This window comes from Pseudomonas orientalis (assembly GCF_002934065.1).
GTDB classification, from domain to species: domain Bacteria; phylum Pseudomonadota; class Gammaproteobacteria; order Pseudomonadales; family Pseudomonadaceae; genus Aquipseudomonas; species Aquipseudomonas orientalis_A.
On the sequence record NZ_CP018049.1, the window covers coordinates 397,333 to 414,330 of the forward strand.

15 protein-coding genes are annotated in these 16,998 nt (G+C 62.0%); 14 read left to right on the forward strand and 1 reads right to left on the reverse strand.

The window, feature by feature from the left end; genetic code table 11:
* Positions 1-6 precede the first annotated feature (6 nt).
* Positions 7-576, forward strand: coding sequence for a lipocalin family protein (locus BOP93_RS01705; protein WP_104501332.1), 570 nt, complete (start codon positions 7-9; stop codon positions 574-576).
* 52 nt (positions 577-628) lie between these two features.
* Here BOP93_RS01705 and BOP93_RS01710 read toward each other — a convergent pair whose 3' ends face one another.
* Positions 629-1,993, reverse strand: coding sequence for a formimidoylglutamate deiminase (locus BOP93_RS01710; protein WP_104501333.1), 1,365 nt, complete (start codon positions 1,991-1,993; stop codon positions 629-631).
* 147 nt (positions 1,994-2,140) lie between these two features.
* Here BOP93_RS01710 and hutC point away from each other — a divergent pair, with 147 nt between their 5' ends.
* The 13 genes from hutC (at position 2,141) to dtd (ending at position 16,856) form a co-directional block, all read left to right on the forward strand.
* Positions 2,141-2,851, forward strand: a complete 711-nt coding sequence (hutC, locus tag BOP93_RS01715; RefSeq protein ID WP_170827588.1) for a histidine utilization repressor — start codon at positions 2,141-2,143, stop codon at positions 2,849-2,851.
* A complete protein-coding gene (locus BOP93_RS01720; protein ID WP_104501334.1) occupies positions 2,848-3,408 on the forward strand; it encodes a HutD/Ves family protein in 561 nt (186 codons plus the stop codon). The genes hutC and BOP93_RS01720 overlap by 4 nt, the downstream gene beginning before the upstream one ends.
* A gap of 392 nt (positions 3,409-3,800) precedes the next feature.
* Positions 3,801-5,486: a urocanate hydratase gene (hutU, locus tag BOP93_RS01725; RefSeq protein WP_104501335.1), complete on the forward strand. Its 1,686-nt coding sequence runs from the start codon at positions 3,801-3,803 to the stop codon at positions 5,484-5,486.
* A 140-nt stretch (positions 5,487-5,626) separates the two neighbouring features.
* Positions 5,627-7,072, forward strand: a complete 1,446-nt coding sequence (locus BOP93_RS01730) for a purine-cytosine permease family protein (protein WP_065935779.1) — start codon at positions 5,627-5,629, stop codon at positions 7,070-7,072.
* A 68-nt stretch (positions 7,073-7,140) separates the two neighbouring features.
* The gene (locus BOP93_RS01735) at positions 7,141-8,106 is read left to right on the forward strand and encodes an ABC transporter substrate-binding protein (protein WP_104501336.1); all 966 of its coding nucleotides are present in this window, start codon (positions 7,141-7,143) and stop codon (positions 8,104-8,106) included.
* 71 nt (positions 8,107-8,177) lie between these two features.
* The gene (locus BOP93_RS01740; RefSeq protein WP_065885736.1) at positions 8,178-9,029 is read left to right on the forward strand and encodes an ABC transporter permease; all 852 of its coding nucleotides are present in this window, start codon (positions 8,178-8,180) and stop codon (positions 9,027-9,029) included.
* Positions 9,026-9,850, forward strand: coding sequence for a quaternary amine ABC transporter ATP-binding protein (locus tag BOP93_RS01745; protein WP_065885735.1), 825 nt, complete (start codon positions 9,026-9,028; stop codon positions 9,848-9,850). Before BOP93_RS01740 ends, BOP93_RS01745 begins: the two co-directional genes overlap by 4 nt.
* A gap of 136 nt (positions 9,851-9,986) precedes the next feature.
* Entirely contained in the window at positions 9,987-11,495 is a 1,509-nt protein-coding gene (gene hutH / locus BOP93_RS01750) for a histidine ammonia-lyase (protein WP_104501337.1), read from the forward strand.
* A gap of 28 nt (positions 11,496-11,523) precedes the next feature.
* Positions 11,524-13,062, forward strand: coding sequence for a histidine ammonia-lyase (gene hutH, locus BOP93_RS01755; RefSeq protein ID WP_104501338.1), 1,539 nt, complete (start codon positions 11,524-11,526; stop codon positions 13,060-13,062).
* A gap of 248 nt (positions 13,063-13,310) precedes the next feature.
* Positions 13,311-14,516, forward strand: coding sequence for an imidazolonepropionase (gene hutI, locus BOP93_RS01760; protein WP_104501339.1), 1,206 nt, complete (start codon positions 13,311-13,313; stop codon positions 14,514-14,516).
* 11 nt (positions 14,517-14,527) lie between these two features.
* Positions 14,528-15,328, forward strand: coding sequence for an N-formylglutamate deformylase (hutG, locus tag BOP93_RS01765; RefSeq protein ID WP_104501340.1), 801 nt, complete (start codon positions 14,528-14,530; stop codon positions 15,326-15,328).
* A gap of 122 nt (positions 15,329-15,450) precedes the next feature.
* A complete protein-coding gene (gene pip, locus BOP93_RS01770; RefSeq protein ID WP_104501341.1) occupies positions 15,451-16,422 on the forward strand; it encodes a prolyl aminopeptidase in 972 nt (323 codons plus the stop codon).
* Positions 16,419-16,856 carry a D-aminoacyl-tRNA deacylase gene (dtd, locus tag BOP93_RS01775; RefSeq protein ID WP_104501342.1) on the forward strand — a complete coding sequence of 146 codons (438 nt, stop codon included), beginning with the start codon at positions 16,419-16,421 and terminating at the stop codon, positions 16,854-16,856. Before pip ends, dtd begins: the two co-directional genes overlap by 4 nt.
* Positions 16,857-16,998: the final 142 nt, after the last annotated feature.

Consider the following 16,998-nt stretch of genomic DNA (forward strand, 5'->3'; position numbering starts at 1 on the left):
AGAAGAATGATGCGTTTTGTTGTGTTCCTTTGCGCCAGCCTGTTTTTGGCGGGCTGTGCCAGCCATTCTGGCGATGATCTGCAACCCAAGACCGCGAGTCACGTCAACCTCAAGCGTTACCAGGGCACCTGGTATGAGCTGGCCCGCTTGCCGATGTACTTCCAGCGCAATTGTGCGCAGTCCGAAGCGCGCTACACCTTGTTGCCCGATGGCGACATGTCGGTGTTCAACCGCTGCCTGACGCCTGAATGGAAATGGCAGGAAGCCAAAGGCACGGCCACGCCCCAGGTGCCGGGCAAGACCGACAAGCTCTGGGTGGAATTCGACAACTGGTTTACGTCGTTACTGCCCGGCGTCGCCAAGGGCGATTACTGGGTGCTGTATGTCAGCGATGACTACAAGACGGCCATCGTCGGCAGCCCTAGCCGGCGTTATATGTGGATCCTGTCGCGTACGCCAACGGTGAGCGCCGACACCCGTGAGGACCTCCTGAGCAGGGCGCGGCAGCAGGGGTATGACACGACGCGGTTGATCTTCCGTACTCCAGATAAGCAGATGGCCAAGAGTTCGCAGTAATCAAAATGTGGGAGGGGGCTTGCCCCCTCCCACATTGGTTAGATGTTGGCCTTTAGCTCAACAAATCCCTCAAGACCTGGGTGAATGCCCGGCTGCTGTCTTCTTCGCCAGCATGACGCCCATCGCGCACCACCCACTGGCCGTTGACCAGTACATCACGCACTTGCCGATCACCACCGGCAAACAGCCAGCGATTGAGAATCCCGTCTTCACTGGCCGTGGCCAGGTACGGATCGTTACCGTCCAGCACGATCCAGTCCGCCCGCTTGCCCACTTCCAGGCGGCCAACCGGCTGCCCCAGCGCTTGGGCGCCACCGTCCAGCGCCGCATCGAACAGCGTGCGGCCCACCATCGGCTGGTCGTCGCGATACAGACGATTGCGCCGTTGATCGCGCAGGCGCTGGCCGTATTCCAGCCAGCGCAATTCTTCCACCACGCTCAGTGACACATGGCTGTCGGAGCCGATACCCATGCGGCCGCCCTGGGCCAGAAAATCCACTGCCGGGAAAATGCCATCACCCAGGTTGGCTTCGGTGGTCAGGCACAAACCGGCAATCGCCCGGCTCCTGGCCATGCGCGTCACTTCATCGGAGTCGGCATGGGTGGCATGAACCAGGCACCAGCGTTCATTCACGTCGACATTGTCATACAGCCACTGCAATGGGCGTTTGCCGCTCCAGGCCAGGCAGTCGTCGACTTCCTTTTGCTGTTCGGCAATGTGGATGTGCACCGGACAAGCCGTGTCGCTGGCGGCCAGCACTTGCTTGATCTGCTCGGGCGTGACTGCCCGCAGGGAGTGGAAACACAGGCCCAGGTGCTGCGCAGGTTGCGCGGCAAGCATCGGCTGCAGGCGCGCCTGCAAATCCAGGTAGTTTTCGGTGCTGTTGATAAACCGGCGCTGCCCGTCGTTGGGGGCCTGGCCACCGAACCCCGAATGCGTATAAAGCACCGGCAGCAGGGTCAAGCCGATCCCGCTGCTGGCGGCTGCCTGGCTGATCTGGCGCGACAGCTCTGTGCGGTCGGCATAGGGCTGGCCGCTGACGTCGTGGTGTACATAGTGAAACTCGGCCACCGAGGTATAGCCGGCCTTGAGCATTTCGATGTACAGCTGGCGGGCGATGACCTGCAACTGGTCCGGGCTGATTTTGCCGACCATGCGGTACATCAGGTCGCGCCAGGTCCAGAAACTGTCGTTCGGATTGCCTGCCACTTCAGCCAGGCCCGCCATGGCGCGCTGGAAGGCGTGGGAATGCAGGTTCGGCATGCCGGCCAGTACCGGCCCCCTGAGCCGCTCGGCGCCGTCTGCCGTGGCATTGGCCTCTACCTTCGTCAGCCGCCCATCGGCGCTGATTTCAAGACGTACATCATTGGCCCATCCATCAGGCAGCAGCGCGCGTTCGGCAAAGAAAGCAGACATGATCAAGTCACCCCGGTCGTGTGTTTATTTGTATATACATATACAGACGTTTGCCTGCTCGGTAAACTCCGGCAATCTATGCATCTTTTTCCCTTGCAAGGATTCCTCGTGCCGACTCCGCCTGCCAAGTCTTCGCTGGCTGCCCACATGGACGAAAGTCCGGCGCCCTTGTATGCCCGCGTCAAACAGATGATCAGCCAGCAGATCCTCAACGGCAACTGGCCGCCCCATTACCGCGTGCCGTCGGAGAGCGAGCTGGTCAGCCAACTGGGCTTCAGCCGCATGACCATCAACCGCGCGTTGCGTGAGCTGACGGCCGAAGGGTTGCTGGTGCGCATGCAGGGTGTGGGTACGTTCGTCGCCGAGCCCAAGAGTCAGTCGGCGCTGTTTGAAGTGCACAACATTGCCGATGAGATCGCCTCCCGTGGCCATCGCCATACGTGCCAGGTCATTACCCTGGGCGAGGAAGCGGCCGGTTCCGAACGCGCCGTTGCCCTGGAAATGCGCGAAGGCGGGCGGGTGTTTCACTCGTTGATCGTGCATTTCGAAAACGACATTCCGGTGCAGATCGAAGACCGTTTCGTCAACGCCCTGGTCGCCCCGGAATACTTGCAGCAGGATTTCACCCAGCAAACGCCCTACGCCTACCTCAACCAGGTGGCCCCGCTGACCGAAGGCGAGCACGTGGTTGAAGCGATCCTCGCCGATGCCGCCGAATGCAAGCTGCTGCAGATCGAAGCGGGCGAGCCCTGCCTGCTGATTCGCCGGCGCACCTGGTCCGGCCGCCAGCCGGTCACGGCAGCGCGCCTGATTCACCCCGGTTCCCGGCACAGCCTCGAAGGACGCTTCAGTAAATGAGTTCAGTCAACGTCTGGCGCGCCGCCGACTATGTGCGCATGCCGTGGAAGAACGGCGGCGGCAGTACCGAAGAAATCACCCGCGACGCGGGCACCGGCCTTGAGGGTTTCGGCTGGCGCCTGTCGATCGCTGATATTGCCGAGTCGGGCGGGTTTTCCACCTTCGCCGGTTACCAGCGCGTGATTACGGTGATCAAGGGCGCGGGCATGGTGTTGACCGTCGACGGTGAGGAACAGCGCGGTTTGTTACCGCTGCAGCCGTTTGCCTTTGCCGGTGACAGCCAGGTGTCGTGCCGCTTGATCACCGGGCCGATCCGCGATTTCAACCTGATCTACTCGCCTGAGCGTTACCATGCGCGCTTGCAGTGGGTGGATGGCGTGCAACGCTTTTTCAGCACGGCCCGGACGGTGCTGGTGTTCAGCGTTGCCGATGAGGTGAAGGTGCTGGGCGAGAAACTCGGCCATCACGATTGCCTGCAAGTGGACGGTAACACCGGCTTGCTGGATATCTCGGTCAGTGGCCGCTGCTGCATCATCGAACTGACACAGCGCGGTTAAAACATGTGGGAGGGGGCTTGCCCCCGATAGCGGTGTATCAGCCAAAGATCTGGTGGCTGACACTCTGCAATCGGGGGCAAGCCCCCTCCCACATTTGTTTCTGCGGCGTTTCCAACCTGTGCACCAATTTGTTACCGAATGCCCCAGCGTGACGCAAAGCCATGCTGTCGTGACTACCTTTCCCCCGTCGTAAATTCCTCTGTAAGAAATTTCATCAAGCCTGGAAGCCTTAATTTCCAAGGCTCCCACGCGCTGTGCAAAAAAATCCAAGCCCCTCTCGCGGAAAGTTGGCCGCTCGATTGCATATGCTTGTACATACAAGTAAAGGTGTGTGCGTAAGACTCTTCTTCGCACCGTCCAAGTCCGCGCATCGATCGCCGAGGAGTCCAGTTGTGACCGATTTTTCGAAAGCAAGGCCTACAAAATACCGTGACGTCGAAATCCGCGCCGCCCGCGGTAACACGCTCACCGCCAAAAGCTGGCTGACCGAAGCGCCGCTGCGCATGTTGATGAACAACCTCGACCCGCAAGTGGCCGAGAACCCCAAGGAACTGGTGGTATACGGCGGTATTGGTCGTGCGGCGCGCAACTGGGAATGCTACGACCAGATCGTCGAGAGCCTCACCCACCTCAATGACGACGAAACCCTGCTGGTGCAATCGGGCAAGCCGGTAGGCGTGTTCAAGACCCACAGCAACGCCCCGCGCGTATTGATCGCCAACTCCAACCTGGTGCCACACTGGGCCAGTTGGGAACACTTCAACGAACTGGATGCCAAGGGCCTGGCCATGTACGGCCAGATGACCGCCGGCAGCTGGATCTATATCGGCAGCCAGGGCATCGTCCAGGGCACCTACGAAACCTTCGTTGAAGCCGGTCGCCAGCATTACGATTCGAATCTCAAAGGCCGTTGGGTGCTTACCGCAGGTCTGGGCGGCATGGGTGGCGCGCAACCACTGGCCGCGACCCTGGCCGGTGCCTGCTCGTTGAACATCGAGTGCCAGCAGGTCAGCATCGATTTCCGCTTGAACAGCCGCTATGTCGACGAGCAAGCCACCGACCTCGACGACGCCCTGGCGCGCATCGCCAAGTACACCGGGGAAGGCAAAGCCATCTCCATCGCCCTGCTGGGCAACGCCGCCGAAATTTTGCCTGAGCTGGTCAAGCGTGGCGTGCGTCCGGACATGGTCACCGACCAGACCAGCGCCCACGACCCGCTCAACGGTTACCTGCCGGCCGGCTGGACCTGGGACGAATACCGCGCCCGCGCCAAGACTGAGCCCGCCGCCGTAATCAAGGCAGCCAAGCAGTCGATGGCCGTGCACGTCAAAGCCATGCTGGAGTTCCAGAAGCAGGGCATCCCGACGTTCGACTACGGCAACAACATCCGCCAGATGGCCCAGGAAGAGGGCGTGGAAAACGCCTTCGACTTCCCGGGTTTCGTACCGGCCTACATCCGCCCGCTGTTCTGCCGTGGCATCGGCCCGTTCCGTTGGGCGGCGCTGTCCGGTGACCCGCAGGACATCTACAAGACCGACGCCAAAGTCAAAGAGCTGATCCCCGACGACGCCCATCTGCACAACTGGCTGGACATGGCCCGCGAACGCATCAGCTTCCAGGGTTTGCCGGCACGTATCTGCTGGGTCGGCCTGGGCCAGCGCGCCAAACTTGGCCTGGCCTTCAACGAAATGGTGCGCAGCGGCGAATTGTCGGCACCGGTGGTGATCGGCCGTGACCACCTCGACTCCGGCTCGGTCGCGAGCCCGAACCGCGAAACCGAATCCATGCAGGATGGCTCCGACGCCGTGTCCGACTGGCCGCTGCTCAACGCCTTGCTCAACACCGCCAGCGGCGCGACCTGGGTTTCGTTGCACCACGGTGGCGGCGTCGGCATGGGCTTCTCGCAGCACTCGGGCATGGTGATCGTGTGTGACGGCACCGACGAAGCGGCCGAACGCATTGCTCGGGTGCTGCATAACGATCCGGCGACCGGGGTGATGCGTCACGCGGATGCGGGTTACCAGATCGCTATCGATTGCGCCAGGGAACAGGGCCTGAATCTGCCGATGATCAAGTAACCCATGTGGGAGGGGGCTTGCTCCCGATAGAGGTGGATCAGTCACCTGATCTGTTGGCTGATACACCGCCATCGGGGGCAAGCCCCCTCCCACATTGGCCGGTGTACTACATAAAGACAATCCATCAGAGGTTGAACAGCATGGCTGCGAACGACACCACCCCGTTGATCGAAAGGCGTTCGATCGACTACATCCCCGAAGCGGAACGACATGGTCGTCTACTGAGCCAGTTCACCCTGTGGATGGGGGCCAACCTGCAAATCACCGCGATTGTCACCGGGGCCCTGGCCGTGGTGCTGGGCGGTGATGTGTTCTGGTCGTTGATCGGTCTTTTGATCGGTCAACTGATCGGCGGCGGCGTCATGGCGTTGCATGCGGCGCAGGGGCCCAAGCTTGGCCTGCCGCAGATGATCTCCAGCCGGGTGCAGTTCGGCGTGTATGGCGCGGCCATCCCGATCGTGCTGGTGTGCCTGATGTACCTGGGCTTTACCGCCACCGGCACCGTGTTGTCCGGGCAGGCGCTGGGCCAGTTGTTCGGGGTCAGCGACAGCGTGGGCATCCTGATCTTTGCCAGTGTCATCGTGCTGGTCACGGTGCTTGGTTACCGGGTGATCCATTTCATTGGGCGTGTTGCCAGCGTCATCGGCGTGATCGCCTTTGTCTACCTGTTCAGTCGCCTGATGAGCCAGACCGATGTTGGCGCACTCCTGCAGATCCGTCACTTCAGCTGGAGCAGTTTTCTGCTGGCGGTGTCGCTTGCGGCCTCCTGGCAGATCGCCTTCGGCCCCTACGTTGCGGACTATTCGCGTTACCTGCCGAGCAAGACGTCATCGGTGAAAACCTTCTTCGCCGCGGGTGCGGGCTCAGTGATTGGTGCACAGGTGGCGATGGTGCTCGGTGTGTTTGCCGCCGCCATGTCCAACGGCCAATTCGCCGGGCATGAAGTGGCCTACATCGTTGGCTTGAGCGGTACGGGGGCCACTGCGGCGTTGCTGTACTTCAGCATCGCGTTCGGCAAGGTCACCATCTCCACGCTCAATTCCTACGGCAGCTTCATGTGCATTGCGACCATCATCAGCGGTTTTCGTGGCCGCCTTGAGGTCACCCGTTTGCAGCGCCTGGTGTTCGTGCTCGTCATCGTCGGTGCGGCAACCCTGATCGCGTTGCTCGGCCAGCACTCGTTCCTCGGTGCGTTCAAGTCGTTCATCCTGTTCCTGCTGGCGTTCTTCACGCCCTGGAGCGCGATCAACCTGGTGGATTACTACTGCATCACCCGCGAGCGCTACGACGTGCCGGCCTTGTCCGACCCGAACGGACGCTACGGTCGCTGGAACCTGTTGGGGATCAGCGTCTATGTGTTCGGCGTGCTGGTGCAGTTGCCGTTCATCTCAACCAAGTTCTACACGGGGCCCCTGGTGGCTGCGCTGGGGGACGTGGATATTTCCTGGATCATCGGCCTGGTACTGCCTGCAGCCGTGTATTACGTGTGTGCGAAAAAATGGCACGGCACGGTGCCCGATCATCTGATCCTGCCGAAAGAGCAGGGCGCTTTACTCACAACAGACGGGCTGCCTGCGCAAGCCTGATGGGACGTGGACAAGGCAGGACGCCTTTTGACTGCCGTAATCCATTTCATGATTGGGAGCGTCACATAATGAAAATGCATAAGACCCTGCTGACCACGTTGCTGTCTGCGGGCTTGCTGGCAAGCGCCGGCGCCCAGGCGGCCGGCTGGTGCGAATCCGGCAAGCCGGTGAAATTCGCCGGGCTGAACTGGGAAAGCGGCATGTTGCTCACCGACATCCTGCAAACCGTGCTGGAGAAAGGCTACGACTGCAAAACCGACAGCCTGCCGGGCAACTCCATCACCATGGAAAACGCCCTGGGCAGTAATGACATCCAGGTGTTTGCCGAGGAGTGGGTGGGCCGCAGCGAAGTCTGGAACAAGGCCGAGAAGGCCGGCAAGGTCGTCGGCGTCGGCGCGCCGGTGGTTGGCGCGGTTGAAGGCTGGTACGTGCCGCGCTATGTGATCGAAGGTGACGCCAAGCGCAAGCTGGAAGCCAAGGCGCCTGACCTGAAGAACATCGCTGACCTGGCCAAGTACGCCGCCGTGTTCAAGGACCAGGAAGAACCGTCCAAGGGCCGCTTCTACAACTGCCCGGCCGGCTGGACCTGTGAACTGGACAACAGCGAAATGCTCAAGAGCTACGGCCTGGAAAGCACCTACACCAACTTCCGCCCCGGCACCGGCCCGGCGCTGGACGCGGCGGTACTGTCGAGCTACAAGCGCGGCGAGCCGATCCTGTTCTACTACTGGTCGCCGACGCCGCTGATGGGCCAGGTGGACCTGGTCAAGCTGGAAGAAAAACCGGGCGTGGATAAGCGCGTGAGCATCAAGGTCGGCCTGTCCAAGACCTTCCACGAGCAAGCGCCGGAACTGGTGGCCGTGCTGGAAAAGGTCAACCTGCCCATCGACCTGCTGAACCAGAACCTGGGCCGCATGGCCAAGGAACGGATCGAGTCGCCGAAGCTGGCGAAAATTTTCCTCAAGGAACATCCTGAAGTCTGGCACGCCTGGGTGAGCGAAGACGCCGCCAGGAAAATCGACGCGGCCTTGTAGGTAAAGCGTGTCCGGCTACCCTGAGAGGCAGCCGGACGCCTGGCCTCAACCCACTGGATCGAGAGCACGCTATGTTTCCCGAGAGTTTTACGTTTTCCATCGCCGACTGGGTCAACGGTTGGGTGGACTCGCTGGTCACCAACTACGGCGATGTGTTCCGGCACATCTCCGACACCCTGCTGTGGGCCATCGTCAATCTGGAAGGGCTGCTGCGCGCGGCGCCCTGGTGGTTGATGCTGGCCATCGTTGGCGTGATCGCCTGGCATGCCACCCGCAAGGTGGTGACCACGGCCGTGATAGTCGGTTTGTTGTTCCTCGTCGGTGCGGTCGGCCTGTGGGACAAACTGATGCAGACCCTGGCGCTGATGATGGTCGCCACGGTGATCTCGGTGCTGATCGGCATTCCCCTGGGCATCCTTTCCGCGCGCAGCAATCGCTTGCGCTCGGTGCTGATGCCGTTGCTCGACATCATGCAAACCATGCCCAGCTTCGTGTACCTGATCCCGGTGCTGATGCTGTTTGGCCTGGGCAAGGTACCGGCGATTTTCGCCACGGTCATTTACGCCGCGCCGCCGCTGATCCGCCTGACCGACTTGGGCATTCGCCAGGTCGATGGCGAAGTCATGGAAGCCATTAACGCTTTCGGTGCCAACCGCTGGCAGCAATTGTTCGGCGTGCAACTGCCGTTGGCTCTGCCGAGCATCATGGCGGGCATCAACCAGACCACCATGATGGCGTTGTCGATGGTGGTGATCGCTTCGATGATCGGCGCGCGTGGTTTGGGTGAAGATGTCCTCGTCGGCATCCAGACCCTCAACGTCGGGCGTGGCCTGGAGGCCGGTCTGGCGATTGTGATTCTTGCAGTGGTCATCGACCGCATTACCCAGGCCTATGGTCGTCCACGGCATGAGGCGAGCAAATGACTACCGTCAGCAAAATCGAAGTCAAAAACGTCTTCAAGATCTTCGGCAACCGCTCCAGGGAAGCGCTGGCGCTGATTGGCCAGGGCAAGACCAAGGACCAGGTATTGGCCGAGACCGGCTGCGTGGTCGGCGTGAACGACCTGTCCCTGAGCATCGCTACCGGTGAAATCTTTGTGATCATGGGCCTGTCCGGCTCCGGCAAGTCCACCCTGGTGCGTCACTTCAACCGCCTGATCGACCCCACCAGCGGCGCGATCCTGGTGGATGGCGAAGACATCCTGCAACTGGACATGGAAGCCCTGCGTCAATTCCGTCGCCACAAGATCAGCATGGTGTTCCAGAGCTTCGGCCTGTTGCCCCACAAAAGCGTGCTCGACAACGTCGCCTATGGCCTGAAAGTGCGTGGCGAAACCAAGCAGGTCTGCGCCGAACGCGCCCTGCACTGGATCGAAACCGTGGGCCTCAAAGGCTATGAAAACAAATACCCGCACCAGCTCTCCGGCGGCATGCGTCAACGTGTGGGCCTGGCCCGCGCACTGGCGGCCGACACCGATATCATCCTGATGGACGAAGCCTTCAGCGCCCTCGACCCGCTGATCCGCGCCGAGATGCAGGACCAGTTGCTCGAGCTGCAAAAGACCCTGCACAAGACCATCGTGTTTATTACCCATGACCTCGACGAGGCCGTGCGCATCGGCAACCGCATTGCGATTCTCAAGGACGGCAAGCTGATCCAGGTCGGCACGCCGCGCGAGATCTTGCACTCGCCGGCGGATGAGTATGTGGATCGCTTTGTTCAGCGGCGGGCGGCGGTGGTCTGATCCGGGTTTGGTGCTGAGGCTGCCGGCCTCATCGGGGGCAAGCCCCCTCCCACAGGGGAATGCATTTCAAAGGTGGGAGGGGGCTTGCCCCCGATAGGGCCGGCAAAGCTGCACAAAAATTGAAGAAGGTACAAAGATGCCCCAGGCAACAACAATCATCATCGCCGACACCCCAATGCGCTGGCAGGACGTCGCCGCCGTCGCCCGCCACGGCGCAGTGCTCGAACTTTCGAGCCAGGCTTGGGCACGGATCGACAATGCCCAGGCCGTCGTGCAGTGCATCGTCGCCAGCGGCGAACGCGCGTATGGCGTGAACACAGGCCTGGGCGCGCTGTGCAACGTGTCGCTGGAGGGCGAGCAACTGAGCCAGTTGTCGCGCAACACCTTGCTCAGCCACGCCTGCGGCGTCGGCCCTGTCTTGAGCGACGAGCAGACCCGCGCGATCATCTGCGCCGCCATCATCAACTACAGCCACGGCAAATCCGGCCTGCATCGGCAAGTGGTGCAGGCGCTGCTGGCGCTGCTCAACCACGGCATCACGCCCCAAGTACCGTCCCAGGGCTCGGTGGGCTACCTGACCCACATGGCCCATGTCGGCGTGGCGCTGCTCGGCGTCGGCAACGTCAGCTATCGCGGCCAGGTTGTGACCGCACAAGAAGCCTTGGCCGCCGAAGGTTTGCAGCCCGTCGTCCTGGGCGCCAAGGACGGCCTGTGCCTGGTCAACGGCACGCCGTGCATGACCGGCCTGAGCTGCCTGGCCCTGGCCGATGCGCATCACTTGCTGCAATGGGCCGACGTGATCGGCGCCATGAGTTTCGAAGCCCAGCGCGGCCAGATCGATGCCTTCGACGCAGAAATCATTGCCCTCAAGCCCCATGCGGGCATGCAGGAAGTCGGGCGTAACCTGCGCGCCTTGCTCGACGGCAGCGAAGTGATCGCCACCAGCCGGGACATCCGTACCCAGGACGCCCTGAGCATCCGCTCGATCCCGCAGATCCACGGCGCGGCGCGCGATCAGGTGGCGCACGCCACCCGCCAGATCGAGACCGAACTCAACAGCGCCACCGACAACCCGCTGGTCCTCGGCACGCCGGACAACTACCGCGTAGTGTCCCAGGCCAACCCCCACGGCCAGTCCGTGGCGCTGGCGGCCGACCTGCTGGCGATTGCCATGGCCGAAATCGGCTCGGTGGCCGAACGTCGCCTGGACCGCCTGATCAACCCGCACGTCAGCGGCTTGCCGGCGTTCCTGGTGAGCAACCCCGGGGTCAACTCCGGGATGATGATCGTGCAGTACGTCGCCGCGTCGTTGTGCGGGCAGAACCGCCAATTGGCGCAACCGGCGGTGCTCGACAACTTCGTCACCTCGGGCCTGCAGGAAGACCACTTGAGCATGGGCACCAATGCGGCGCTCAAGCTGCATCAGGTATTGCTCAACGTTACCCAGATTCTGGCCATCGAATACCTGCTGGCGGCCCAGGCGTTCGAGTTTCTCAAGGGCCAGCGCTTCGGCGCCGGCACCGACCGCGCCTGGCGCCTGCTGCGCGAAGTGGTTCCGGCTTACGAGCAGGACCGCTGGCTGGCGCCGGATATTGCCGCGGCCGCCGACCTGATCAAAGACACCGCATCACCGAATTTGTATTGAATGCCTAGAAGAACAATTCACAAGGAGAATGAATGTGACTGCGCTAACCCTGATTCCAGGCCAACTGAGCCTTGCCCAACTGCGGGCCATCTACCAGCAGCCGGTAACCCTCAGCCTGGATGACAGCGCCACGGCGCAGATCGAAGCCAGTGTGGCGTGCGTGGAGCAGATTCTCGCCGAGAACCGCACCGCCTATGGCATCAACACCGGTTTTGGCCTGCTGGCCTCGACTCGCATTGCCAGCGAAGACCTGGAAAACCTCCAGCGTTCCCTGGTGCTGTCCCATGCCGCTGGGGTGGGTGAGCCGATCAGCGATGCGCTGGTCAGGCTGGTCATGGTGCTCAAGGTCAACAGCCTGAGCCGTGGGTTCTCCGGGATTCGTCGGCAGGTGATCGACGCGCTGATCGCACTGATCAACGCCGAGGTGTACCCGCACATTCCGCTTAAAGGTTCGGTCGGTGCATCCGGTGACCTGGCGCCGTTGGCCCATATGTCCCTGGTGCTGCTCGGCGAAGGCAAGGCGCGCTACAAGGGCGAATGGCTGGAGGCGACCGACGCGCTGAAAGTCGCCGGCCTGACGCCGCTGACCCTCGCCGCCAAAGAAGGCCTGGCCCTGCTCAACGGCACCCAGGTGTCCACCGCCTATGCCTTGCGCGGCCTGTTTGAAGGCGAAGACCTGTTCGCCGGCGCTCTCGCGTGCGGTGGCCTTACCGTGGAAGCGGTGCTCGGCTCGCGCTCGCCGTTCGACGCGCGGATTCATGCCGCACGCGGCCAACGTGGGCAGATTGACGCCGCTGCGGCCTATCGCGACCTGCTCGGTGAAAGCAGCCAGGTGTCCCAGTCCCACCAGAACTGCGACAAGGTGCAAGACCCTTACTCCCTGCGCTGCCAGCCGCAGGTCATGGGCGCCTGCCTGACCCAGTTCCGCCAGGCCGCCGAGGTGCTGGTGGTGGAGGCCAACGCCGTGTCGGACAACCCGCTGGTGTTCGCGGCCGAAGGCGATGTGATTTCCGGCGGTAACTTCCACGCCGAGCCGGTGGCCATGGCGGCCGACAACATGGCGTTGGCGATTGCCGAAATCGGTTCGCTCAGTGAGCGCCGTATCTCGTTGATGATGGACAAGCACATGTCGCAACTGCCGCCGTTCCTGGTGGGCAATGGCGGGGTCAACTCCGGCTTCATGATCGCCCAGGTCACCGCTGCGGCGCTTGCCAGCGAGAACAAGGCACTGGCCCATCCCCATAGCGTCGACAGCCTGCCGACCTCGGCCAACCAGGAAGACCACGTGTCCATGGCCCCGGCTGCGGGCAAGCGCCTGTGGGAAATGGCCGAGAACACCCGTGGCATTCTCGCTGTGGAATGGCTCTCCGCCTGCCAGGGCCTGGATCTGCGCGACGGCTTGAAAACCTCGCCCGCGCTTGAAAAGGCCCGTGGCCTGTTGCGTGACAAAGTGGCGTTCTACGACAAGGACCGCTTCTTCGCCCCGGACATCATCGCCGCCAGCGAACTGCTTGCCAGCCGCTGCCTGAATGAGCTGGTGCCGGCCAAGCTGCTGCCAAGTCTCTAACACGTCGCCGCCCCACTGCGCCGATCGTTCCCACGCTCTGCGTGGGAATGCCGCCCCGGACGCTCTGCGTTCGCTTTTTAGAGTAGTGACGCGGAGCGTCACAGGATGCATTCCCACGCAGAGCGTGGGAACGATCTTCTCCTCATAAGAATAATAGGGACGAGAAATGCACCCGCCAGAAAAAGGTTTGAAACGCGGGCTCAACGCTCGAATAGACTTTGTCTCATCGATAACTTAGGGAGGCGTTAATGAAAACCCTTTGGCAACACTGCCACGTGGCAACCATGGCCCAGGGCAAATACTCGATTATCGAGGATGCCGCCATGGTGACTGCGGGCTCGCTGATCGAGTGGATCGGCCCGCGCAGCCAGGCGCCGACGGCGGATTACGCCCAGGTGCATGACCTGCAAGGCGCGTGGGTCACGCCTGGACTGATCGACTGCCACACCCACACCGTGTTCGGCGGCAACCGCAGCGGCGAATTCGAGCAGCGCCTTGAAGGCGTCAGCTACGCCGACATCGCGGCCCGGGGCGGGGGTATTGCCAGTACCGTGCGGGCCACCCGTGCTGCGACGGAAGATCAATTGTTTGCCAGTGCCGAAAAGCGCCTGCGCAGTCTTTTGCGCGACGGCGTGACCACGGTGGAGATCAAGTCCGGCTACGGCCTGGACCTGGCCAACGAACGCAAGATGCTGCGCGTGGCGCGGCGCCTGGGTGAAGCGCTGCCGGTGAGCGTGCGCGCCACCTGCCTGGCGGCTCATGCGTTGCCGCCGGAGTACAAGGACCGCGCCGATGACTACATCGAGCACATCTGCAATGAGATGCTGCCGGCCCTGGCCGCAGAGGGCCTGGTGGATGCGGTGGATGCGTTCTGTGAATACCTGGCGTTCTCCACCGAGCAGGTCGAGCGCGTGTTTAAAGTCGCCCGGCAACTGGGCTTGCCGGTGAAGCTGCATGCCGAGCAACTCTCGTCGCTGCACGGTTCCAGCCTGGCCGCGCGTTACCAGGCGTTGTCGGCGGACCACCTGGAGTTCATGACCGAGGAAGATGCCATCGCCATGGCCGCTGCCGGCACCGTTGCCGTGTTGCTGCCAGGGGCCTTCTACTTCCTGCGCGAAACCCAATTGCCGCCGATGGACGCCCTGCGCAAACACGGTGTGAAGATTGCCATCGCCAGCGACCTCAACCCCGGCACTTCGCCGGCGCTGTCGGTGCGCCTGATGTTGAACATGGCCTGCACCCTGTTCCGCATGACCCCGGAAGAAGCCCTGGCCGGCGCCACGCAACATGCGGCTACCGCCTTGGGCATGGGCGACACCCATGGTTCGCTGGAAGTGGGCAAGGTCGCGGATTTTGTCGCCTGGCAGATCGATCGCCCCGCCGACCTGGCCTATTGGCTGGGTGGCGAGCTGGATAAACGCGTTGTGCGCCATGGCGTCGACGTCACTGTTTGAGGAGAAGCGTTGTGGATAAGGTTCTGACATTCAAACAAGGCCGCGTACCGCTGCTGATCAGCATGCCCCACGCCGGCCTGCGCCTGACGCCTGCGGTCGAGACCGGGTTGATCCCCGAGGCGCAAAGCCTGCCGGACACCGACTGGCATATTCCCTTGTTGTATGACTTTGCCGAGGAACTGGGCGCCAGCACCTTGGCGGCCGAGTATTCGCGGTTCGTCATCGACCTGAACCGGCCAGCCGATAACAAGCCGCTCTATGCGGGCGCCACCACCGGCCTGTACCCGGAGACGCTGTTCGATGGCGTGCCGTTGTTCCGTGAAGGGCAGGCACCGTCCGAGGCCGAGCGCGCCACCTACCTGCAGAAAATCTGGGGCCCGTATCACCGCACGCTGCAAGAAGAACTGGCGCGCCTCAAGGCCGAATTCGGCTACGCGCTGCTGTTCGACGCGCACTCGATCCGCTCGGTGATCCCGCACCTGTTCGAGGGCAAATTGCCGGACTTCAACCTCGGCACCTTCAATGGCGCCGCCTGCGATCCCGGACTGGCCGGCCAGCTGGAAGCCATCTGCGCCCGGCATCCTCAGTACACCCACGTGCTGAACGGGCGTTTCAAGGGCGGTCACATTACCCGCCACTACGGTAATCCGGCGCAGGATATTCATGCAGTGCAGTTGGAGTTGTGCCAGAGCACGTATATGGAAGAGGTTGAGCCGTTCCGCTATCGCCCGGACCTGGCCGAGCCGACCCAGGTGGTGTTGAAACAATTGCTGCAAGCCTTGCTGGCGTGGGGGCAAGCGCACTATCGATAAAGGCTGACGCGGGTCCAGGCGCTCAAGGACATGCTCATTGCACAATTCGGGTTTATGATGCCAGACGGCAGAATAATAGACGTCCCCCCAGGGATGAACCCGACACCCCCACGGAGCGCGCAATGCAGACTTGGTACCCGCAGATCAAACCCTATGCCCGGCACGATCTGGCAGTCGATGATGTTCACACCCTGTACGTCGATGAAAGCGGCTCCCCCGAGGGCCTGCCGGTGGTGTTCATCCATGGCGGCCCCGGCTCCGGTTGCGACGCGCAGAGCCGTTGCTACTTCGATCCGAACCTGTACCGCATCGTCACCTTCGACCAGCGCGGTTGCGGACGCTCCACCCCCCGCGCCAGCCTTGAAAACAACACCACCTGGGACCTGGTCGCCGACCTTGAGCGCATCCGCGAGCACCTGGGTATCGACAAATGGGTGCTGTTCGGTGGCTCCTGGGGTTCGACGCTGTCCCTGGCCTACGCGCAAACCCACCCCGAGCGTGTGCATGGCTTGATCGTGCGCGGCATTTTCCTGGCGCGTCCTCAGGACATTCACTGGTTCTACCAGGAGGGCGCGAGCCGGCTGTTCCCGGATTACTGGCAGGACTACCTGGCACCGATCCCGGTGGAAGAGCGTCACGACATGATCGCGGCGTATCACAAGCGTCTGACCGGCAACGACCAGATCGCCCAGATGCACGCGGCCAAGGCCTGGTCCGGCTGGGAAGGGCGCATGCTGGGCCTGTGCCCGAGCCCGCAGCATGTGGAGCGCTTCTCCGAGCCGCAGCGTGCCTTGTCCATTGCCCGCATTGAATGCCATTACTTCACCAATAACTCGTTTCTGGAGCCTGACCAGCTGATTCGCGATATGCACAAGATCGCCCATCTGCCCGGGGTCATCATCCACGGCCGCTACGATATGATTTGCCCGCTGGATAACGCCTGGGACCTGCATCAGGCCTGGCCGAACAGTGAGTTGCAGGTGATTCGCGAGGCGGGGCATGCCGCGTCCGAGCCCGGCATTACCGATGCGCTGGTCCGCGCAACCGGCGAAATGGCACGACGCCTGCTTGATTTACCGCCTGAGGAAGCATGAAGGGCTTGTTGCAACGGGTGCGAGGCGCCCGTGTCGAGGTGGCCGGTGAAATAGTTGGGGCAATTGACCAGGGTTTACTGGTGCTGGTGGCCGTCGAACCTTCAGATACGCCCGAGAGCGCCGATAAACTGCTGCACAAGCTGCTTAACTATCGGGTGTTCAGCGACGATGAGGGCAAGATGAACCTGTCGTTGAAGGATGTCGACGGCGGGCTGCTGCTTGTATCGCAGTTCACCCTGGCGGCGGATACCAAAAGCGGACTGCGGCCGAGCTTCTCCACGGCAGCCCCGCCGGCCCTCGGAGCGGCGCTTTTTGATCACTTGTTGTTACAAGCGCAACAATTGCATGGCAAGGTGGCATCAGGGCGTTTTGGCGCGGATATGCAGGTGTATTTGGTCAATGATGGCCCTGTGACCTTTCTGTTACAGACCTGAATGTATGAAAAACGACTTTAATGCCTAAAAACGCAGGGTTTCGCTACAAATACTTCGTTGTCCCTGATGCGTTGTCTCGCGGGCTGCTAGATAATCGCGCGCTACGGGGATCAGCGTTGTTTGGTCCATTTTTGACTTAGGT